The following is a 16,410-nucleotide window of genomic DNA, read 5'->3' on the forward strand; positions in this document are numbered from 1 at the left end:
ACTATGAAGAAGTTTATTATTAAATGCTGGCGGGTCGTGGCCCGCCCCAGTGTTCATTACAGTCTTGGCTTTCTCACTGTTGGTGGCTTCATTGCTGGGATCATCTTCTGGGGTGGTTTCAACACGGCGCTGGAACTGTCTAATACCGAAGCTTTCTGTATTAGCTGCCATGAAATGGAAGACAATGTTTATCAGGAGATGCGCAGTACCATTCACTTTACCAACCGCTCTGGGGTGCGTGCGACCTGTCCCGACTGCCATGTACCGCATAACTGGACAGATAAGATCGCCCGAAAAATGCAGGCCAGCAAAGAGGTATGGGCGACTTTGTTTGGCACGATTAATACGCGGGAGAAATTCCTCGAACATCGCTTAGAGCTGGCACAACATGAATGGGCGCGCCTGAAAGCGAATGATTCGTTGGAGTGTCGCAACTGCCATAACTTTGATTACATGGACTTCACTAAACAGAGCCAACGCGCGTCAGCCCAGCACAGCACCTCGCTGGCATCGGGTGAGAAAACCTGCATCGATTGTCACAAAGGCATTGCCCATCAGTTGCCGGATATGTCGGGTGTCGAGGGCTGGTAGTGGCTTGATGGTCTAAGTGTTGGGATAAACGGTGAGGCCAAGCCTCGCCGTTTTCATTTGAAAGCGGCCCATTCTTGGGTAGGATGATGTTTTGGGCATAGATGGTTGGGCATAAGTTTTTGGGAATAGATGTGCCCCTCTTCGATAGAGCTAATAATGGCCGAGGTTAATGCAGAAAGCTGTTGCGGCGTGGTGCTGGCCGGAGGTCAGTCGCGGCGCATGGGTGAAGATAAGGCTTTGCTGCAATTTCATGGCGAGCCTTTAGTCGCACGCATGCTCGGGCGCTTGCGGCAAGCAGGTTTAGCGCAGGTATTCGTGAGTGGAGATTATCCCGATTATCCGCACCTTATCGACTTTCCGGACGCCGCTGGTCAAGTTATCTCTCAAGGGCCGTTAGCCGGCTTACTGAGTGTGGCCGAGCAACTTCGTGGTCAATACGGCTTTATGGTCGTCGTGCCAGTGGATATGCCCCTGTTGCCGCCAAGTACAATCCATCAGTTACTGGAGCAGCCGGCAGAGTTCCCTGCTGTCGCTTACCAAGACGCATATTTTCCATTACGTTTGATACTTGATGATCACCTGATTGAACATCTGCGTTGCCTGCTAGATCAACACGAGCATAAATTACGTTCGTTGCGGGCACTGTTAGAGCGGTTACCAAAACGTTGGTTGCCGTTACCTGATCCACCAGAGCTACTAAGTAACGTCAATACGCCAGAGCAATGGCAGTGGGCGCTGCAACAAGCGCTAAGTGAAGAATAGGAGTTTACAAACCGTTATGAGCCATGCCGCCCGCACTTTTAAGGCGCTGAATATCGCCGTATTAACCGTGTCAGATACCCGCAGTTTTGAAAATGATACTTCAGGGCAATTTCTGGCTGATGCATTAACTGAGGCAGGACACCAGTTAGCGGATCGTCAGATCGCTAAAGACGATGTCTACCAATTAAGAGCGATTGTCTCCAGCTGGATTGCATCAGACCATATACAAGCGGTGTTGGTGACAGGTGGCACCGGTTTTACCGCACGAGATACCACGCCAGAAGCGCTGTCGATACTGTTTGATAAGCCGGTGGAAGGGTTTGGCGAACTGTTCCGAGCTATCTCCTACGATGAGATCGGTACATCAACCATTCAGTCTCGGGCGCTGGCAGGTTTCGCTAATGGCACCGTGGTGTTCTGTATGCCGGGTTCGACCAATGCCTGCCGTACCGGTTGGAATAAGATCATAGCCGAGCAGTTAGATGCGCGTCATGGCCCATGTAACTTTGTGATGCACCTGAAAACCACTGGCGAGAAGGTAGAACCATGTCCGAGCAGGGGTTAACCCATATTAATCAAAGCGGTCAGGCGCACATGGTCGATGTGGGTGAGAAACAGATCACCACACGCATTGCCCGTGCCCAGGCCGTTGTACGGATGGCACCAGAGACCTTAGCCATGATTGTGTCTGGTCAACATCACAAAGGGGATGTGTTTGCTACCGCGCGGATCGCCGGTATCCAAGCCGCCAAGCGCACTTGGGAGTTGATCCCTCTGTGTCATCCGCTGATGCTGACCAAGGTAGAAGTGGACCTCATTGCAGACGAACAGCAAAGCTGCGTGCGTATTCAGACGTTATGCAAACTCAGTGGTAAAACCGGTGTCGAAATGGAAGCGCTGACAGCGGCATCTGTAGCGGCGCTAACCCTGTATGACATGTGCAAAGCGGTACAGAAAGATATCGTGATAGAAGATCTGAAATTGTTAGAAAAGCAGGGCGGAAAGTCTGGCCACTTTGTGGCGGACGCATCATGAAAGTGCTTTTTTTCGCCTCGCTGCGAGATGCTTTAGGCACCGCCGAGGTCGATGTTTCTCTGGCACAGGGCACAACGGCGGAAGCGTTGCGCGCACAGTTGATAGCTGACCACCCTCAATGGCAAATAGCATTGAGCCAACCGGCATTATTGTTAGCTGTGAACCAGCAGATGGCGGACTGGCAAACACCGCTCAATGAGAGTGATGAAATTGCGCTATTTCCTCCGGTGACTGGGGGGTGAACATGACTGAGCCGGCACTAATCAATGTAGAGACTTATATCTCTGTTCAGCATGATGACTTTGACATGGCCGCTGAGTATCAGCGGTTAGCGGCTAGTGCCAGTTGCGGTGCCGTGGTGACTTTTTCTGGCTTAGTGCGTGAGTTTGCCAAGTTAAGTGAGCAGGATGCGCCGAAAGTGACCGAGCTGTTCTTGGAGCACTATCCTGGCATGACCGAAAAAGCGTTGGCTGATATCGTCGAACGCGCCCGTTCGCGCTGGCCGCTGGGGCCTGTGACGGTGATCCATCGCATTGGCGCACTGCCATTGAACGCACAGATCGTGTTTGTGGGGGTCGCCAGTGCCCATCGTGATGCTGCGTTCTCGGCTGCTCAGTTCATCATGGATTTTCTCAAAACCGAAGCGCCGTTCTGGAAGAGAGAGACTGCTGACGGTAAAACTAGCTGGGTAGATGCGCGGCAAAGTGATCAGGAGGCGAGTAAACGATGGAGTTAAGCGTTTCTCGACTATTTCCCGTAAGTGTTTTCTGCCGCATTTTGGCGCTGTTTCTGCTTTTAAGCCTGTTTACTTCAGTACATGCCGATCCTACGCCCCAAGGCGGAGCGGCTAATTCTACTGGCGCTTCTCGTACCCTGACCATTGCTGTCGCGAACAGCTTTCGTCCCGTCGCAGAGTTAATCGCGGCAGAGTTTTCACAACGACACAATGTTCAGATCCAGTTAGCTTCTGCTTCCAGTGGTGTGTTGGCAAACCAGATCCTGCACGGTGCGCCGTTTGACCTATTTTTGTCTGCCGATAGTGCTCGGCCAGCGCTGCTGGTGGATAGGGGGCTGGCTTATGCAGACAGTCGTTTGACCTATGCGCGCGGCATTCTGGTGTTTTGGTGGCCGCCCGGTGGTAGCCACAAAGGGGGAGAGCCCCGCTTAAAGCAACTTAACGACGTGTCCCGCTTATCAATCGCTAATCCGCGCACGGCGCCTTACGGTGAAGCGGCAAAAGCGTTGCTACAGGGGCAAGGTCTGTGGACTAGCATGCAGAAAAGGCTGGTGCGTGGTGCCGGGGCATCGCAGGCCTATCAGTTTGTCGCTAGCGGCAATATCGCTGCGGGCTTATTGCCGCAGTCCCTGTTACTGCAGGGCGGTGTTGAGCATGACTACTTGGTTATTCCTCAAGAGCTGTATCCCCCCTTGGCGCATCAGGCGGTCGTGATTAAAAACGGCAAAGCCCAATTAGCGCGACAGTTTTTGCAGCACTTGTTGGGGGCAGGGCAAAACGTACTTGCTGAACATGGCTTTTATCCTGCCGCGAGTTTTGCCTCTACTGCTTTGCATCGCGGGGCGGATTAATGGATTTCGGCTTCTCAGCACAAGACATTGCGGCCCTTTGGTTGACCGTTAAGCTGTCAGCTGTCACCACGCTGTTGCTACTTGTTCTGTGTCCGCCGTTGGCATGGTGGTTAGCTCATACACGGCGCTGGCATCGACCATTGATAGAAGCGATTGTGGCTTTACCACTGATCTTGCCTCCCACCGTTTTAGGTTTTTATCTGCTGGTCGCTTTTGCCCCGCAAGGGCCTGTTGGTAGCTATTGGCAGGCGTTGTTTGGTACGCCATTGGCGTTCAGTTTTTCTGCCTTGGTGATCGGCTCTATGCTGTATAGCCTGCCGTTTATTGTGCAGCCACTGCAAGCGGCTTATCAGGCGATCGATCAACGTCAGTTAGAGGTGGCGCGCACCTTGGGTATGTCGCCGTTGCGACGGTTCTTTAAAATCATCTTGCCGCAAACCAAACGTGCCACCGGTGCTGCGGGTGTGCTGGGGTTCTCTCATACGGTGGGCGAGTTCGGCGTGGTACTCATGATTGGCGGTAATATTCCCGGTGCCACGCAGGTACTTTCTATTGTCTTGTTTGACCATGTTGAAGCGCTCGATTATGCGGCCGCTCATCGTTTGGCTGGTGGCCTTCTGCTGTTTTCTTTGCTGGCCCTGAGTCTCACTTATAGCTGGCTTCGTGCTGGTAATAAGGCGCCAAGATGATTAGTTTTAGTTATATAAATCAAACGACTGAAGCTTCGGGCCTGAAAGAAATCCAGCTGGCCGAAAGCGGCTTGTGTGGTGTGTTTGGTCGTTCAGGTGCGGGTAAGACAACGCTGCTGCGGTGGCTGGCCGGACTGATTGAAAAAGAGGGCACTATTGAAGCCTTTGGCGCGGTTTGGCAAGGGCTGAGCGGCTCGCTGCGGGTGGAAGCGCGGCAGGTCGGTTATGTACCACAGGAAAGTGCGTTGTTCTCTCATTTGACTGTGGCGGGTAATTTGGCGCTGGCTAAACCGTTCGCCAATGCTGCGGTGGTAGAAAAAGCAGAGTTGCTTGACGTGTTGATGCTGGAACCACTGTTAGACAAACCGGTGACCGAGCTTTCCGGTGGCGAGCGTCAACGGGTGGCGTTAGCGCGGGCACTGTTGGTGAATCCCCGTTGGCTATTACTAGATGAGCCACTGTCGGCGGTCGACCAAGTCCACCGGCGCGTGATCGGTCACTACCTGAAACAGTTATCAGCGCGGCTGCCGATTTTATTAGTCAGTCATTCAGAGCAGGAGCTGGGTGCGCTGTGTGATCATATCTTGTTGATGGATGAGGGTTGCTTACGGGCACAAGGCTCACCATCGGAGCTATTTTCTCGTCCGGATCTACAGATCTCCCACCGTGATAGTGCGGCGTCACTGCTGCTGGCGCAGATGATGGAGTACGATCCTGTGCATCATACTCAGCATCTGATGGTCGATGGCCAACCATTAGAGATCCCCGCAGACAAAGCGGTGGTCACTGCTGCGGGTGAAACTCTGCCGTTACGCCTGATGTGCCGGGATATTATTCTTTCCCGCGATACATTGCAGGGCACTAGCCTACGCAATGGGTTCTCGGTCACCGTGATAGGCATACATAGTACGGCAGAAAGTCAGGTGTTGGTGCGGCTGCAATTGGCCGAACAGAAATTGCTGGCTAGGATCACCGAACGATCCGCCGAGGAGTTAAAGATCAAACTTGGCGATCCGATCTACGCTTATGTGAAAGCGGTCAGTCTGGTGACGAGCGCAGATGTTGCTTCACTGCCAGCGCGCTGATCCGACGCAACATGCCCCAGAACAGGAATGTGTGTGGGCGCATCATTGAGTACCAATAGAGTTGCCCCCAGAACCCCGCCGGGTGCCAATACGCGAGCATCGTGATGCGGGTGCCACCGTCAGGCAGTGGCTCTAAGCGAAACTCCAGATTGCCTGAGCCGGGGCCCTTCATGCCAAAGCCCAGCAGCACAGATTTTTCCTCGTTTACCCGCAGAATATTCCAGGAGTCTACCCGTTCGCCGACGACAAATTTGTCTGCGGTATCTCGCCCCAGATCCCGACCGGGGCCGCCAACACAAAAGTCGATCCATTCACGGATCGCCCATACCCAGTTCATAAAGAAGAAGCGTTGCTTGCCGCCTATTTTGCTCAGTACCTGCCAGATCGGTTTAGCGGGCATAGCGGATTCATGGCTGAGTCCCAAGCAGTCGCCATAAAAGGCGGCATTGCGCCAGCCTTCCCGAAACGCCATATTGCCCTGAAACCAAGTCAGTGGTGCCGGCCAGCTTTGTTCATCTGCAAGCGCCTTTTCAACGGCTTGCTCATAGCTGAGCAGCGGCTGGGGTAGCAGCCTCCGGATCGCCTTATCGTCCGCGAGTATGTCGTGCTTAAGGCCACCTAACAGCGCTTTTATCACCCCTTTAGGCGCAGAGCTAAACAGCGGCATGCCAAAGCGCACCATGGCAATAGATATCAGAAAAAAGGGCAGCGGTTTAAAGCGTTGTTCGGTAACGGCCGCGTACTTCTCTATCTGCTGCAGGTAGCTGATGGTATCTGGCCCGGCAACGTCGTAGATCTGTTGATAGGCTTCACGGCAGGCCATCACACCGACCAGATAAAAAAGTAAGTTATCCAATGCGATAGGGGCGCTTTTGTTTTTTACGGCCGTCGGTAACAGCATGCCTGGCAGGTGGTTAACCATATCGCGGATCGCCTCAAACGGCACCGATCCCGCACCAACAATAATAGGGGCGCGTAGCTCGGTAACGGGCACGCCACCTTCCCGCAGCGCTTCGCCGGTTTCGGCACGGGAGCGCAGGTGTAGCGAATGCGTATCTTCAGGGGCGAGGGCGCCAAGGTAGACGATCTGTTTAATACCCGCGCGGGAGGCCTCGCGACCAAAGACATGGGCGGCACGACGGTCGCGTTCGGCAAAGTCATCGCCCGCCTGCATCGAATGCACCAGATAGAAAGCGATATCTATATCCCGACACGCTTCGGTTACCGTGGTGGGTTGTAACAGATCCATGGGACAGATATCGACAGGCCGTTGATCAAACAGTGCCACCAGCTCAGTCACGCGGCGAGCGCTTACGCGTACCTTATGGCCTTGTTGCAGTAGCTTGGGCACCAGATGACGGCCAACATAACCACTGGCGCCGACCACCAGAATATTCATCGCTTGCAGTGTAGAAGAGTTGTTTTCCATTACTTACCCTGATCTGGCTGGTTAACTGGCTATCGTCCTATGGCATGCATGACTCATGTCGTGGCTGGTGGCTCACCTCTACAGAGACTAGCATAGAGGCTACAGGCGCCAACAACTTGATTGGTCGGAAAAAGCTTATCTTAAGGGAGAGTCTAGTGCGTATTTTGCTATTTGGAGCCAGCGGCTTTATTGGTGGCCAGCTGGCGGCTAACCTGCTGGCTGATAGCCGTATAGCAGCACTTATTTGCCCGCAAAGACAAAAGCTTAGTCACGATCTAAGTTTGGCTGAGAATGATCGTTTGCAGCGGCCAGTGATCGATTTCAACCAGATCCCGGCCAACTTATTTAACGCGGATAAAAAGCTGTCGAGTATCGACTGGTTGCTACTCTGCTTGGGCACTCATAGTGGCCATGCTGGCAGCTATCAGCAGGTGGATCTGGGTTACACCGTCAAAGCAGCGACACTCGCCCGTGAAGCCGGCATAAAAAACTGCCTGCTGGTGTCGTCAACGCTGGCCTCGGCTAAATCTCTTTCGCCCTATTTACGTTGTAAAGGCCAAGCAGAACAAGCGCTTGTTGCACTAAATTTTGATCGTTTAGGGATCTTTCAACCTGGCCCGCTAACCGGCCGACCCGCCCTGCGCTGGTCAGAGAAGCTCGGTACGCCTCTATTGTCGCTGGCGGCAAAACTCAGCGGCGGTATTCGCTCACCGTTTGCGCCCGTAGCCGGTGAGCAAGTCGCCAATGCAATGGCAAGGCAAGTGTTGAATCCAGATTTTAATGGGGTGAAAAGGTTTAGCACGGCGGATATGGTGAGGTTTTAGGTGGATGATGACATCTCACATTTACAAGAAATAAAGAAATAAGAGGCCTAGGTTCATGTACTGCTATAGCTTTGGCCTCATTCACTATTGATTAGCTTAGTTTGTTACAACACGATAGTTCAAGATGGCACTTTGTGTTGCACCGCTGCTTTTGGGGAGTACACAAGCAATAGAATATGAACCATTCGTGTACCCAGTAATTCCTGTATAAGTTAACGTGTAAGTACCTTTTCCGCTAGTGGATGTTTTTTTGTTTATCAGTCGAGAGCCGCCAGTGCTGCTGTAGGAATATAAAGAGCAAGAAACGTTTCCTGCACTAGTTTCATCTTTCACTACGATAGAGACACTGCTTAGACGGTTTGAGCTGCTAGTGCTAGTTATTGGACACCAGTAGGTGAGTGTTTTTGTTGTAAAGGTATTAACTACTGAACCGTTTGTTCGGTAGATGTTAGTTGGACTACTACAGTTGTGTCCTGGGAAGTTAAATTGTTCCGCATAACTGCTTGAACTGTAAAATACAACAGCGGCTAGTGACCATTTAATCAATGATTTTGTGTTCATTTTCATCCTTAAATTTGTTCTACGACTATTTCTGAAAAGAAAAAGTCGCTTGATGGGGGTGATGAGATAGTAAGCTCTATATCGTTGTCAAAAATCGCCACAATACCTTCTACTATTTGGGTTTGTGATAATGGCAAAGATGAATAGAATGAAATATAACAAGAAGTGTTTTGACAGCTAATAGTGGATACTTCAACTCCGTTCACCTCCTGTAGTGAAAGCATATCGAGTAAACGGTCTTCGATTTTCTCAACTAGCTGGAGTTCATCGGAAATAGTCCGATCTGAAATAAAGCTTAATAAAGAGTTAGCTTCTTTAGAGTTTGAGTGAATAAAGGTTTGGTGGTGAAGAGGAGGTGAGCCGTCATTATAAGAGGGGATAATGATAGTTTCTTTATTCAGAGATGTTTGGACTAGTTGACTACTGTTGTCAGTACTTTGTTCGTACACAAACATATGCACGCAGAAATAAATCAGGCTAATTACACTGATTATAAATGATATTCTCCATTTCATCTTTGCGTTTTTCATTGGGATAATTCCGCAATTAAACAGTCCTTGTCTAAGACGAAATTTAGTGCCTACAGCTGGTAATGTCAACTTAGTTAAATACATATTGAATAGACTAAGAATACATTCTTTCTCAAAATGGTTAGAGTTATTGCTCCTCAGAATGTGGTCTGCTGATAGATTAAAGCATAAAAATAGGGATGTTTATGGGTTGTTCAAATGCGCTAAAAGTGGTTTCAGTTCTTGGTGTTGTGCATCTGCTGCTTTATCTGTTTCTGATTGCGCAATCAATGCTAGCGGGTGAGCCTTTGTCCACTGCTTGGGCTGTTCATATCGGTGTTGCTTTTGCTGTGGTCGTTTGGACTGGTCACAGGGTGGGGATGACGTTCTATGTGCGCTTGGTCTATTTGCTTGCGATACCGTCATACTCCCTGTATCGCTTTTCGGAGGTCGCAGCTGTTTATCAAGTGACCTCTTTTGACTGGGTATATCAGATCTTAACTTATGCATCGTTATATCTAGCTATTCCATTTCTAATTTTGGGTAAACGTTACTACTTGAATGAGACCAAAATACCAAGCGACGTTAATCCATAAGGTCGGAATAAATTAACGTGAAAATAGAAAATATCGAGACCGAACGGGGCAACGAAATTCTGGCCGGACTGCGTAAAGCGGGTTGGAAAATCGCTAAGCAGTACAATCGGTTAGCTTTTGATAAAGGTATCGATTTTGATAGCTATACCTTAAAAAAATGTCAGCAAACGCTGCATTTTGAATGGAGCAACTGGTTTGAGTGGGAGATTGAAGGGGATGACGACGTGATCCAATCTCTGATAGTTTCTTTTCAGCTGAGCGAGAAAACTGCGAGCAAGCGTTGAGCTGGCCCGTATCGGTTATGTTTATCTGTTACTTGAAGCTATTGCCGTATCTATATCAATGACTACCCCCATGCTGTCATTGACCTGCTAGCCCCTCTGTTTTTCAACGTGTGGGGCGTTCATCTCGCCCATGTTCATGGCTTCTTCATGACCAACGCATTTTCCTGGATATGATGCGGTGAGTTATTGGTGCGGGACTTAAATTGTTTCAATGAGGGTTTCGGTCACTATCTGTTGGAGTTTATCCGTTGTGCTGGGCTGAGGCGCTGCTGTGTATAACCACCAACCGGCAGCAATAAGCAGTGCGGCTAGCAGCAACACACCATTAAACAGATGCAAGTAAAGCCGGATACGAGAACGACCTGCCCATTTGTTTTTCATTTGCTGTCGGTAATGACCAGATATCAGGAATTGAAATGGCCGGCTGACGGCCATGATGCTGAAGATACACAGCTCAAGCATAAATGCGCCGATGGCGACGACTAACTCTTCCATAAGTTTTGCCCGATAGATTGTGGATGATTAGTGTTCTTGGCAGGAGAGCGTTCTTTCCTAGCGCAACCACTCCGCGAATGGTTCAAACCACACTTCATCCCCTTCAGCCTGATTGCCGCTCGCAGCAGGCAAAGGGACATAGCCGTTGGCCGAGACCATGGAGCTAAAGATCGCTGAGCCTTGGGCGCCAGTGGTAACTACTTGCCATTGGCCGGTATCGCTATCAAGGGTCGCTTCACCGCGCTGATAATCCTTGCGACCGGGGCGCTTGCGCAGGCCAGAGGTCAGTTTTGCGGGGTATTGGATGGCGGGCTCTGCCTGCCAGCCCATCATTTTCTGTAGCGTGGGCATCACCAGTTGATCACAGGTGACCACGGCAGAGACGGGATTTCCTGGTAAACCGAAAAACCGACTATTTGGCAGGGCACCAAAGGCAAAAGGTTTGCCTGGTTTGATGGCCAGTTTCCAAAAGCCAACCTGACCCAGCTGTTCTAGTAACAGTTTGGTGTAGTCGGCGTCACCAACTGAGACGCCACCGCTGGAAATGACCACGTCAGCTTCGCTATCTGCTTGTTGAAATACACTGCGCAGCTTGGCTTCGTCATCGGGTACCACGCCTAAGTCGAGTATGTCGACAGGCAGGCGTTGCAGCATGGCTTTGACGGCGATGCGGTTCGAATCGTAAATCTCGCCTTTGCCGAGGATTTCTCCAGGCTGTTTTAGCTCATCGCCGGTCGAGAAGATAGCCACTTTGAGTTTGCGGTAGACCTTTACTTGCGCAATGCCGAGGCAGGCGAGTTGGCCTATGTGTCTGGGTGACAGGCGACAGCCCGGCGTCATGACGGTATCGCCGGTGCTGACATCTTCACCGCGGTAACGGACATTGCTATTGGCTTTGACGTTGGCAAAGCGGGCGTACTTTTTATCGTCTGTTTCGGTGAGTTCGGCGTTCTCCTGCATCACCACAGTGTCGAGCCCGGCGGGCAGCAGTGCACCCGTCATGATCCGCACACAGCCGCCAGCGGGAATGTCGCCAGCAAAGGGTTGGCCAGCAAGAGCGGTACCCACGACTGGCATGGGGATATCCGCTGACAAGTCGGCAAAACGAAAGGCGTAACCGTCCATAGCAGAGTTGTCGAATGGTGGAATATCCAGAGGGGAGGCGACGGCTTCGGCAAGTATGCGATCAAAGGCTTGCTCCAGTTCGCAGAACTCGGTTTCACTGACATTGGTAACATTCGCAGCCATCTCTGTCAGTGCTTGTTCCACGGGCATTAAGCCCGGCGCGTCACAACATCCCATGACTTGTTCCTTTCTGGCTAACTGGCGTAACGCGGGCTGCTAAGCCCGCTTGAACGGTTGGAGCACCCGGCGCAGATTAATGCGTCGCCGGGCGCTGCTTGTATTTGTTGTACAGCTGGGTCTGCCGGTTATTCAGATCCACTTCACGGCCATCAATCAACATGGTGGTAATGGGGTGGCCGCTGTAATCAAGAATATCGCCGGGGGCGATAATCAGGCTGGCCTGCTTACCGGGACGCAGCGAACCAAGTTTATCGTCGACGCCGAGTATCTCTGCGGCGGACAGTGTCACCGCTTGCAGTGCTTGCTCTGGGGTTAAGCCATAAGCCACCGCCTGACCCGCAGCAAAAGGCAGGTTACGTACGTCCCAGTTGCCTTCGTTGTGGTAAGCAATGGCGTACTTGATACCGAGAGATTGTAGCCGTGCCGGGCCGCCATACGCGCTGTCGTAGCTGGCGTCTTCTTTAAATGGCTGACCAACGCTGTGGGTGTAGATCACCGGAATATTAAAGCGCAGCAGTTGTACGGCAACTTGATCCGCTTCTGCGCCGCCGACGAGCACCATGCGCACCTTTTCACGCTGGGCGAAAGCGATTGCCTGTGCGATGTCTCGTGCGTCATCGGCATGGATAAACAGTGGCTGCGCCCCGTTGAGGATCTGGGTCATCGCTTGCCAGCGCTGGTCAACGGCTTGCACTTGATCAACGCGGAAGCTCTTAAAGTAGCGGCGCGCTTGATCAAAGGCCGTTTGTAGCTGCGCTAATTTTTCCTGGTATTTTTCCCGCTGCTCTTCTGGCGATTGTGACGAACGGGCTTGGTCACGGATCTTAATGGTGGGCCAGCGTAAGTGGATACCGACTCGGTCTATGACTAATGCGTCTAAATTATCCCAGCCATCGAGCTGCATTAAGCTGGAGCCACCACTGAGTAAACCACGCTGAGGTACGACCTGGGCATAGCCTATGCCGTTACTGCGGGTAGTGGTATTTAGCTCTGAATCAGCATTAAATGCCACATAGCCGGTGACATTGGGGTTGATACTTCCCACCTCGGCGATATCGTCGCTAGCGCGTACTGCGTCGATCTCAAGCAGGCCGAGGGTGGTATCCAGGGCGATCAATGTGGGGTAGATAGATTGGCCGTTGGCGTTAATCACTTTAGCACCTGTGGGTGCCGGGATCTGTGGCTCCAGCGCTGTGATCATGCCGCCTTCAATCAGCAGATCGTAGGCTTTGAGTACTTCGCCATCCCCGGTATGGATATTGCCATCCTGGATCAACAGCGATTGTTGCTGCTGAACTCCCGGTAACTGGGTATGGCTCGATGCAGACCAGGGCAGGAGGCTGCATAACAGGGCTATCAGGGTAATGGCTTTCGTTGTCATCTTCATGATTAGTGCCCTCCTACGTGATGCTGATGGGTCTGTTTCCAGATGTCATGCTGGGTGTCACAGTGCCAGCTTGGTTGATCGATTTTGTAGCTGGCACCCGCGGTGTCGCGGTCATCTTCAGCATGGCCATTGTCGCCTGCCAATATTTTTTGAATCAGCAATTGCTTCTCTTTGGCTTGTTGTTGGCGCATGACTTTATCCCGTTGGCGATCAAAGTAGCGCTGACCGGCTACCCAGGTCACTTCGGCACGGGCATAGCTGGACATTGGGTTGTGGTTCCAAAGGACGATATCTGCCTGTTTACCCTCTTCTAAGCTGCCGACTTGGTCATCGATTTTCAGCTGTATGGCTGGATTAAGGGTGACTAACTGCCAAGCCTGTTCTGGCTTCATATCGCAATACATCATCGATTTCGCCGCTTCTTGATTCAGGCGGCGGATCAGGTCTTCACTGTCGGAATTAATACTGACATTGACGCCGCGTTGCTGCATCAAGCAGGCGTTTTGCGGGATCGCGTCGTAAACCTCAAATTTGTAGGCCCACCAATCGGCAAACGTGGAGGCCGTGGCACCATGTTTGGCTAGACTGTCAGCCACTTTGTAGCCCTCTAAGGCGTGGGTAAAGGTTTGTACGGTAAAGCCAAAATCATCGGCGACCTGCAGTAGTGCAAGCATCTCGGAGGCGACATACGAGTGAGGATGAATAAAGCGTTCACTATTGAGGATCTCTACCAGTGCTTCCATTCGGTAGTCGGTACGCGGAGGCAGGGTATCGCGCTTCGCTCGACGTCCTAAATCGTTATACGCTTTATGTTTGGCTTCATACTCTTTTGCGGCCTGGAAGTAGTCACGAATAATCGCTTCTACCCCTAATCGGCTTTGTGGATAGCGAATATCAAAGCGATCCCCCCAACCTGACTGCTTGACGTTTTCGCCCAGAGCAAATTTGATGCTGGCGGGTGCTCCTTTGAATTTTAGTGCCTCGGCCGTTGCTCCCCAACGTAGTTGGATCACTTGTGCTTGACCGCCGATGGGGTTAGCTGAGCCGTGCAATAGGTGAGCAGAGGTGACGCCGCCAGCCAATGCACGGTAGATGTTGGGATCTTCTGGATCGAGCACATCACCGATCCGCACTTCGGAGGTGACGGCATCAGAAGCTTCGTTGACGCCGTGGCTGATCGCTAAGTGACTGTGTGCATCAATAATGCCTGCGGTTAGGTGTTTACCTTGGGCATCAATAACCAGGTAGCCGCTGGGTGTATCGAGATCTTGGCCGATCTCTTCAATTTCACCGTTGGCGAATAGCAGATCGCTGTTCTGAAGATTGCCCTTATCAGTCGAGGTCCAGATCGTGGCATTTTTGATGTGTACCTTTTCTACGCTCGGTACCTGTGTCAGACCAAAAGCACGGTTAGGGTAGGTGAGTTGCCCAATATAGTTGGCTTCGTTAATCGTTGGTTTGACGGCTGTTTTCTGTTTGCCGCCGCTGGCGATCGCTAGCAGGGCATGGGGCTTGCCGCTCCCGTCAATCATCTGGCCGAGCAACTTTTCTTTATGGCGTTCTAAGGCAAAACGACTAACACCGGGAAAGCCAATCTGTTCTAGTTCGGCACTAAAGCGTAAGCGATCGCTGAACAGGTTCAGTGAACTGATTGCCAATGTGGTTTGTTCATGCAGCAGTTCGCCGTGTAGGTTGCCATCGCTGTACTCAAAACTCAGGGTGAGCGGTTTACCATCAATCTCAAGGCGGTACTGACCGGCCAGTAGTTGTGGTGTAGTCGGATCCAAGAGTTGCTGTTGCCCTTGCAACCAAACTTGGCGAATTTCGCCGCCAGCAAATAGATCCCCTGATGTGATGACTAAATCTGCTCGGTAACCGGGAGCGATACGACCCAACTGATCGCTGACGCCTGCCAACTGTGCTGGCACCAGCGTCAGTGCGGCAAGCGCGTCATCGGCTTTCAGGCCGTGAGTCATCGCCTGTTTTAAGTTCTGCCAAAAGCTGCCATTGCTACCCTCACGGGTGAGTGCAAATGGGATCTTGGCGTTGGCGAGCGCGGCGGGGTTACCAGGAGCGCGCTCCCAATGGCGTAACTTCGCCAATGTCACATCGGCGGCATCATCCAGGCTATCTACTGTCGGAGCATCTGGAAAGTTAAGAGGGAGCACTATATTGACGCCGCTGGCTTTAATCTCTCTTAGGCGGCCGTATTCGTAATGACTGCCTAAAGCGGTGAGCGGCACGTCGAACTCATTAAACAGGCCGGCGGCGCGCAATAACATCAGGTCATCGGTGGTTTTAAACACTATGCCACGCTCTGCGATCTCGCTCAGTCCTGCCAGCGCTGCGTTGTACTCTATCGCTAGGTTGGTTGCGCCTTGTTGTTTATGCGCAGCGGTATACCACTGCGCATCGGTCAGGGTTTGGCGGATCAGTGAGATGCTACCCATCAAGGAGGTGGGGTAAGCCTGCTCCGATGTTCCTTTATCAAAACTGCCAAAGTACTGAGCTTGTGCCCGATAAACCAGGTCATTGGGTAAACCATCAGCCAAACTGATCAACATGCCTCGACCTTGCAGAATGCCGTCAAAACGGGCGCTCTGAACGGCAGTAAAGCCATCTTGGATCCAACTTTGTGCGTTGTCTGGACTGGGTTCGAACCTGTCTATCCAGCTAATCTGGCTATGGATGGCATCGTTGCTGGCATTACCTCCTTTACGATGGGCATCGTAGATAGGCTCTTCATCGTGATGGCCATTGCCTGAATAGGGTTCAACGCCATATTGGGTATAGAGGTCAATAAATCCCGGATAGATAAAATGGCCTTTAAGATCGATGATGGTTGCGCCTGGTGGCACATCACCATCTTCGATCACCCGTTGAATACGCTCATCTTCTAGTATCAGGGTGGCATTCGGGATCCGTTTGCCAGGCTCTGTCACCACCGTGGCGTTGACCAAAGCAAACAGGGTCGGCGTGTTCTCATGCAACCCCTGGTTCGGAGTTGTTTGGTCGGCGAATACTGCTGGTACAGACAGTACCCCGCATAACAGCCACGCGATACTACGAGTGTGGTGCAAAACTGGGAACATTCAGCTTTCTCTCTGGCTAATTTTTGTGGTTAGCTCTGTTGCCGAGCTATCTCTGGAATTTCGTTGTTACTGCACGAAATGGAGCTTATGACTGACAGGCTGAATGCTTTGTCAGTCAATCGCCGGAAACGGCCTGCTGAGACAGGGACTTGGCGACATTGTGCGCAACTAGTGACCTG

Annotated in this window: 18 protein-coding genes; 12 read left to right on the forward strand and 6 right to left on the reverse strand. The window is 51.7% G+C overall.

Going from position 1 to position 16,410, the window contains the following annotated elements; all coding sequences use genetic code 11:
* Positions 1-3: 3 nt before the first annotated feature.
* The 9 genes from DU002_RS04245 to modC all read left to right on the forward strand — a co-directional run bounded on the left by DU002_RS04245 (position 4) and on the right by modC (position 5,749).
* On the forward strand, positions 4-591 hold the full coding sequence (locus DU002_RS04245) for a cytochrome c3 family protein (RefSeq protein ID WP_114337117.1): 588 nt from the start codon (positions 4-6) through the stop codon (positions 589-591).
* Positions 592-747: 156 nt separating this feature from the next.
* The gene (gene mobA / locus DU002_RS04250) at positions 748-1,353 is read left to right on the forward strand and encodes a molybdenum cofactor guanylyltransferase (RefSeq protein WP_158537957.1); all 606 of its coding nucleotides are present in this window, start codon (positions 748-750) and stop codon (positions 1,351-1,353) included.
* A gap of 16 nt (positions 1,354-1,369) precedes the next feature.
* Positions 1,370-1,918, forward strand: a complete 549-nt coding sequence (gene moaB / locus DU002_RS04255) for a molybdenum cofactor biosynthesis protein B (protein ID WP_114337119.1) — start codon at positions 1,370-1,372, stop codon at positions 1,916-1,918.
* On the forward strand, positions 1,900-2,388 hold the full coding sequence (moaC, locus tag DU002_RS04260; RefSeq protein WP_114337120.1) for a cyclic pyranopterin monophosphate synthase MoaC: 489 nt from the start codon (positions 1,900-1,902) through the stop codon (positions 2,386-2,388). The genes moaB and moaC overlap by 19 nt, the downstream gene beginning before the upstream one ends.
* Positions 2,385-2,630 (forward strand): molybdopterin converting factor subunit 1, encoded by a 246-nt coding sequence (moaD, locus tag DU002_RS04265; protein ID WP_233496415.1) that lies wholly within the window; start codon positions 2,385-2,387, stop codon positions 2,628-2,630. Before moaC ends, moaD begins: the two co-directional genes overlap by 4 nt.
* 2 nt (positions 2,631-2,632) lie before the next feature.
* Positions 2,633-3,124: a molybdopterin synthase catalytic subunit MoaE gene (gene moaE / locus DU002_RS04270; protein WP_114337121.1), complete on the forward strand. Its 492-nt coding sequence runs from the start codon at positions 2,633-2,635 to the stop codon at positions 3,122-3,124.
* A complete protein-coding gene (modA, locus tag DU002_RS04275) occupies positions 3,115-3,975 on the forward strand; it encodes a molybdate ABC transporter substrate-binding protein (protein ID WP_114337122.1) in 861 nt (286 codons plus the stop codon). Before moaE ends, modA begins: the two co-directional genes overlap by 10 nt.
* On the forward strand, positions 3,975-4,664 hold the full coding sequence (gene modB / locus DU002_RS04280; RefSeq protein WP_114337123.1) for a molybdate ABC transporter permease subunit: 690 nt from the start codon (positions 3,975-3,977) through the stop codon (positions 4,662-4,664). The genes modA and modB overlap by 1 nt, the downstream gene beginning before the upstream one ends.
* Positions 4,661-5,749, forward strand: a complete 1,089-nt coding sequence (gene modC, locus DU002_RS04285; RefSeq protein ID WP_114337124.1) for a molybdenum ABC transporter ATP-binding protein — start codon at positions 4,661-4,663, stop codon at positions 5,747-5,749. The genes modB and modC overlap by 4 nt, the downstream gene beginning before the upstream one ends.
* Here the strand turns inward: modC and DU002_RS04290 are convergent.
* Positions 5,703-7,178 carry a DUF2867 domain-containing protein gene (locus DU002_RS04290; protein WP_114337125.1) on the reverse strand — a complete coding sequence of 492 codons (1,476 nt, stop codon included), beginning with the start codon at positions 7,176-7,178 and terminating at the stop codon, positions 5,703-5,705. The two genes, modC and DU002_RS04290, sit on opposite strands and share 47 nt — an antisense overlap.
* Before the next feature lie 155 nt (positions 7,179-7,333).
* On the opposite strand from DU002_RS04290, the gene DU002_RS04295 reads away from it, so the two are divergent.
* On the forward strand, positions 7,334-8,002 hold the full coding sequence (locus DU002_RS04295; RefSeq protein ID WP_114337126.1) for a Rossmann-fold NAD(P)-binding domain-containing protein: 669 nt from the start codon (positions 7,334-7,336) through the stop codon (positions 8,000-8,002).
* A gap of 569 nt (positions 8,003-8,571) precedes the next feature.
* On the opposite strand, the gene DU002_RS04300 is transcribed toward DU002_RS04295, so the two are convergent.
* On the reverse strand, positions 8,572-9,093 hold the full coding sequence (locus DU002_RS04300) for a hypothetical protein (protein WP_147271765.1): 522 nt from the start codon (positions 9,091-9,093) through the stop codon (positions 8,572-8,574).
* A 185-nt stretch (positions 9,094-9,278) separates the two neighbouring features.
* On the opposite strand from DU002_RS04300, the gene DU002_RS04305 reads away from it, so the two are divergent.
* A complete protein-coding gene (locus DU002_RS04305) occupies positions 9,279-9,668 on the forward strand; it encodes a hypothetical protein (protein ID WP_147271766.1) in 390 nt (129 codons plus the stop codon).
* A 17-nt stretch (positions 9,669-9,685) separates the two neighbouring features.
* Complete coding sequence (locus tag DU002_RS04310; RefSeq protein ID WP_114337129.1) at positions 9,686-9,952, forward strand: hypothetical protein; 267 nt, start codon at positions 9,686-9,688, stop codon at positions 9,950-9,952.
* 198 nt (positions 9,953-10,150) lie between these two features.
* Here the strand turns inward: DU002_RS04310 and DU002_RS04315 are convergent, their stop codons facing one another.
* From DU002_RS04315 to DU002_RS04330, 4 genes are all read right to left on the reverse strand, one after another.
* On the reverse strand, positions 10,151-10,447 hold the full coding sequence (locus tag DU002_RS04315) for a hypothetical protein (RefSeq protein ID WP_114337130.1): 297 nt from the start codon (positions 10,445-10,447) through the stop codon (positions 10,151-10,153).
* A gap of 57 nt (positions 10,448-10,504) precedes the next feature.
* Positions 10,505-11,749 (reverse strand): molybdopterin molybdotransferase MoeA, encoded by a 1,245-nt coding sequence (gene moeA, locus DU002_RS04320; RefSeq protein WP_114337131.1) that lies wholly within the window; start codon positions 11,747-11,749, stop codon positions 10,505-10,507.
* A 76-nt stretch (positions 11,750-11,825) separates the two neighbouring features.
* Positions 11,826-13,139 (reverse strand): amidohydrolase family protein, encoded by a 1,314-nt coding sequence (locus tag DU002_RS04325; protein WP_114337132.1) that lies wholly within the window; start codon positions 13,137-13,139, stop codon positions 11,826-11,828.
* 2 nt (positions 13,140-13,141) lie between these two features.
* Entirely contained in the window at positions 13,142-16,231 is a 3,090-nt protein-coding gene (locus DU002_RS04330; protein WP_114337133.1) for an amidohydrolase family protein, read from the reverse strand.
* Positions 16,232-16,410 lie beyond the last annotated feature (179 nt).

This window comes from Corallincola holothuriorum (assembly GCF_003336225.1).
Classification (GTDB): domain Bacteria; phylum Pseudomonadota; class Gammaproteobacteria; order Enterobacterales; family Neiellaceae; genus Corallincola; species Corallincola holothuriorum.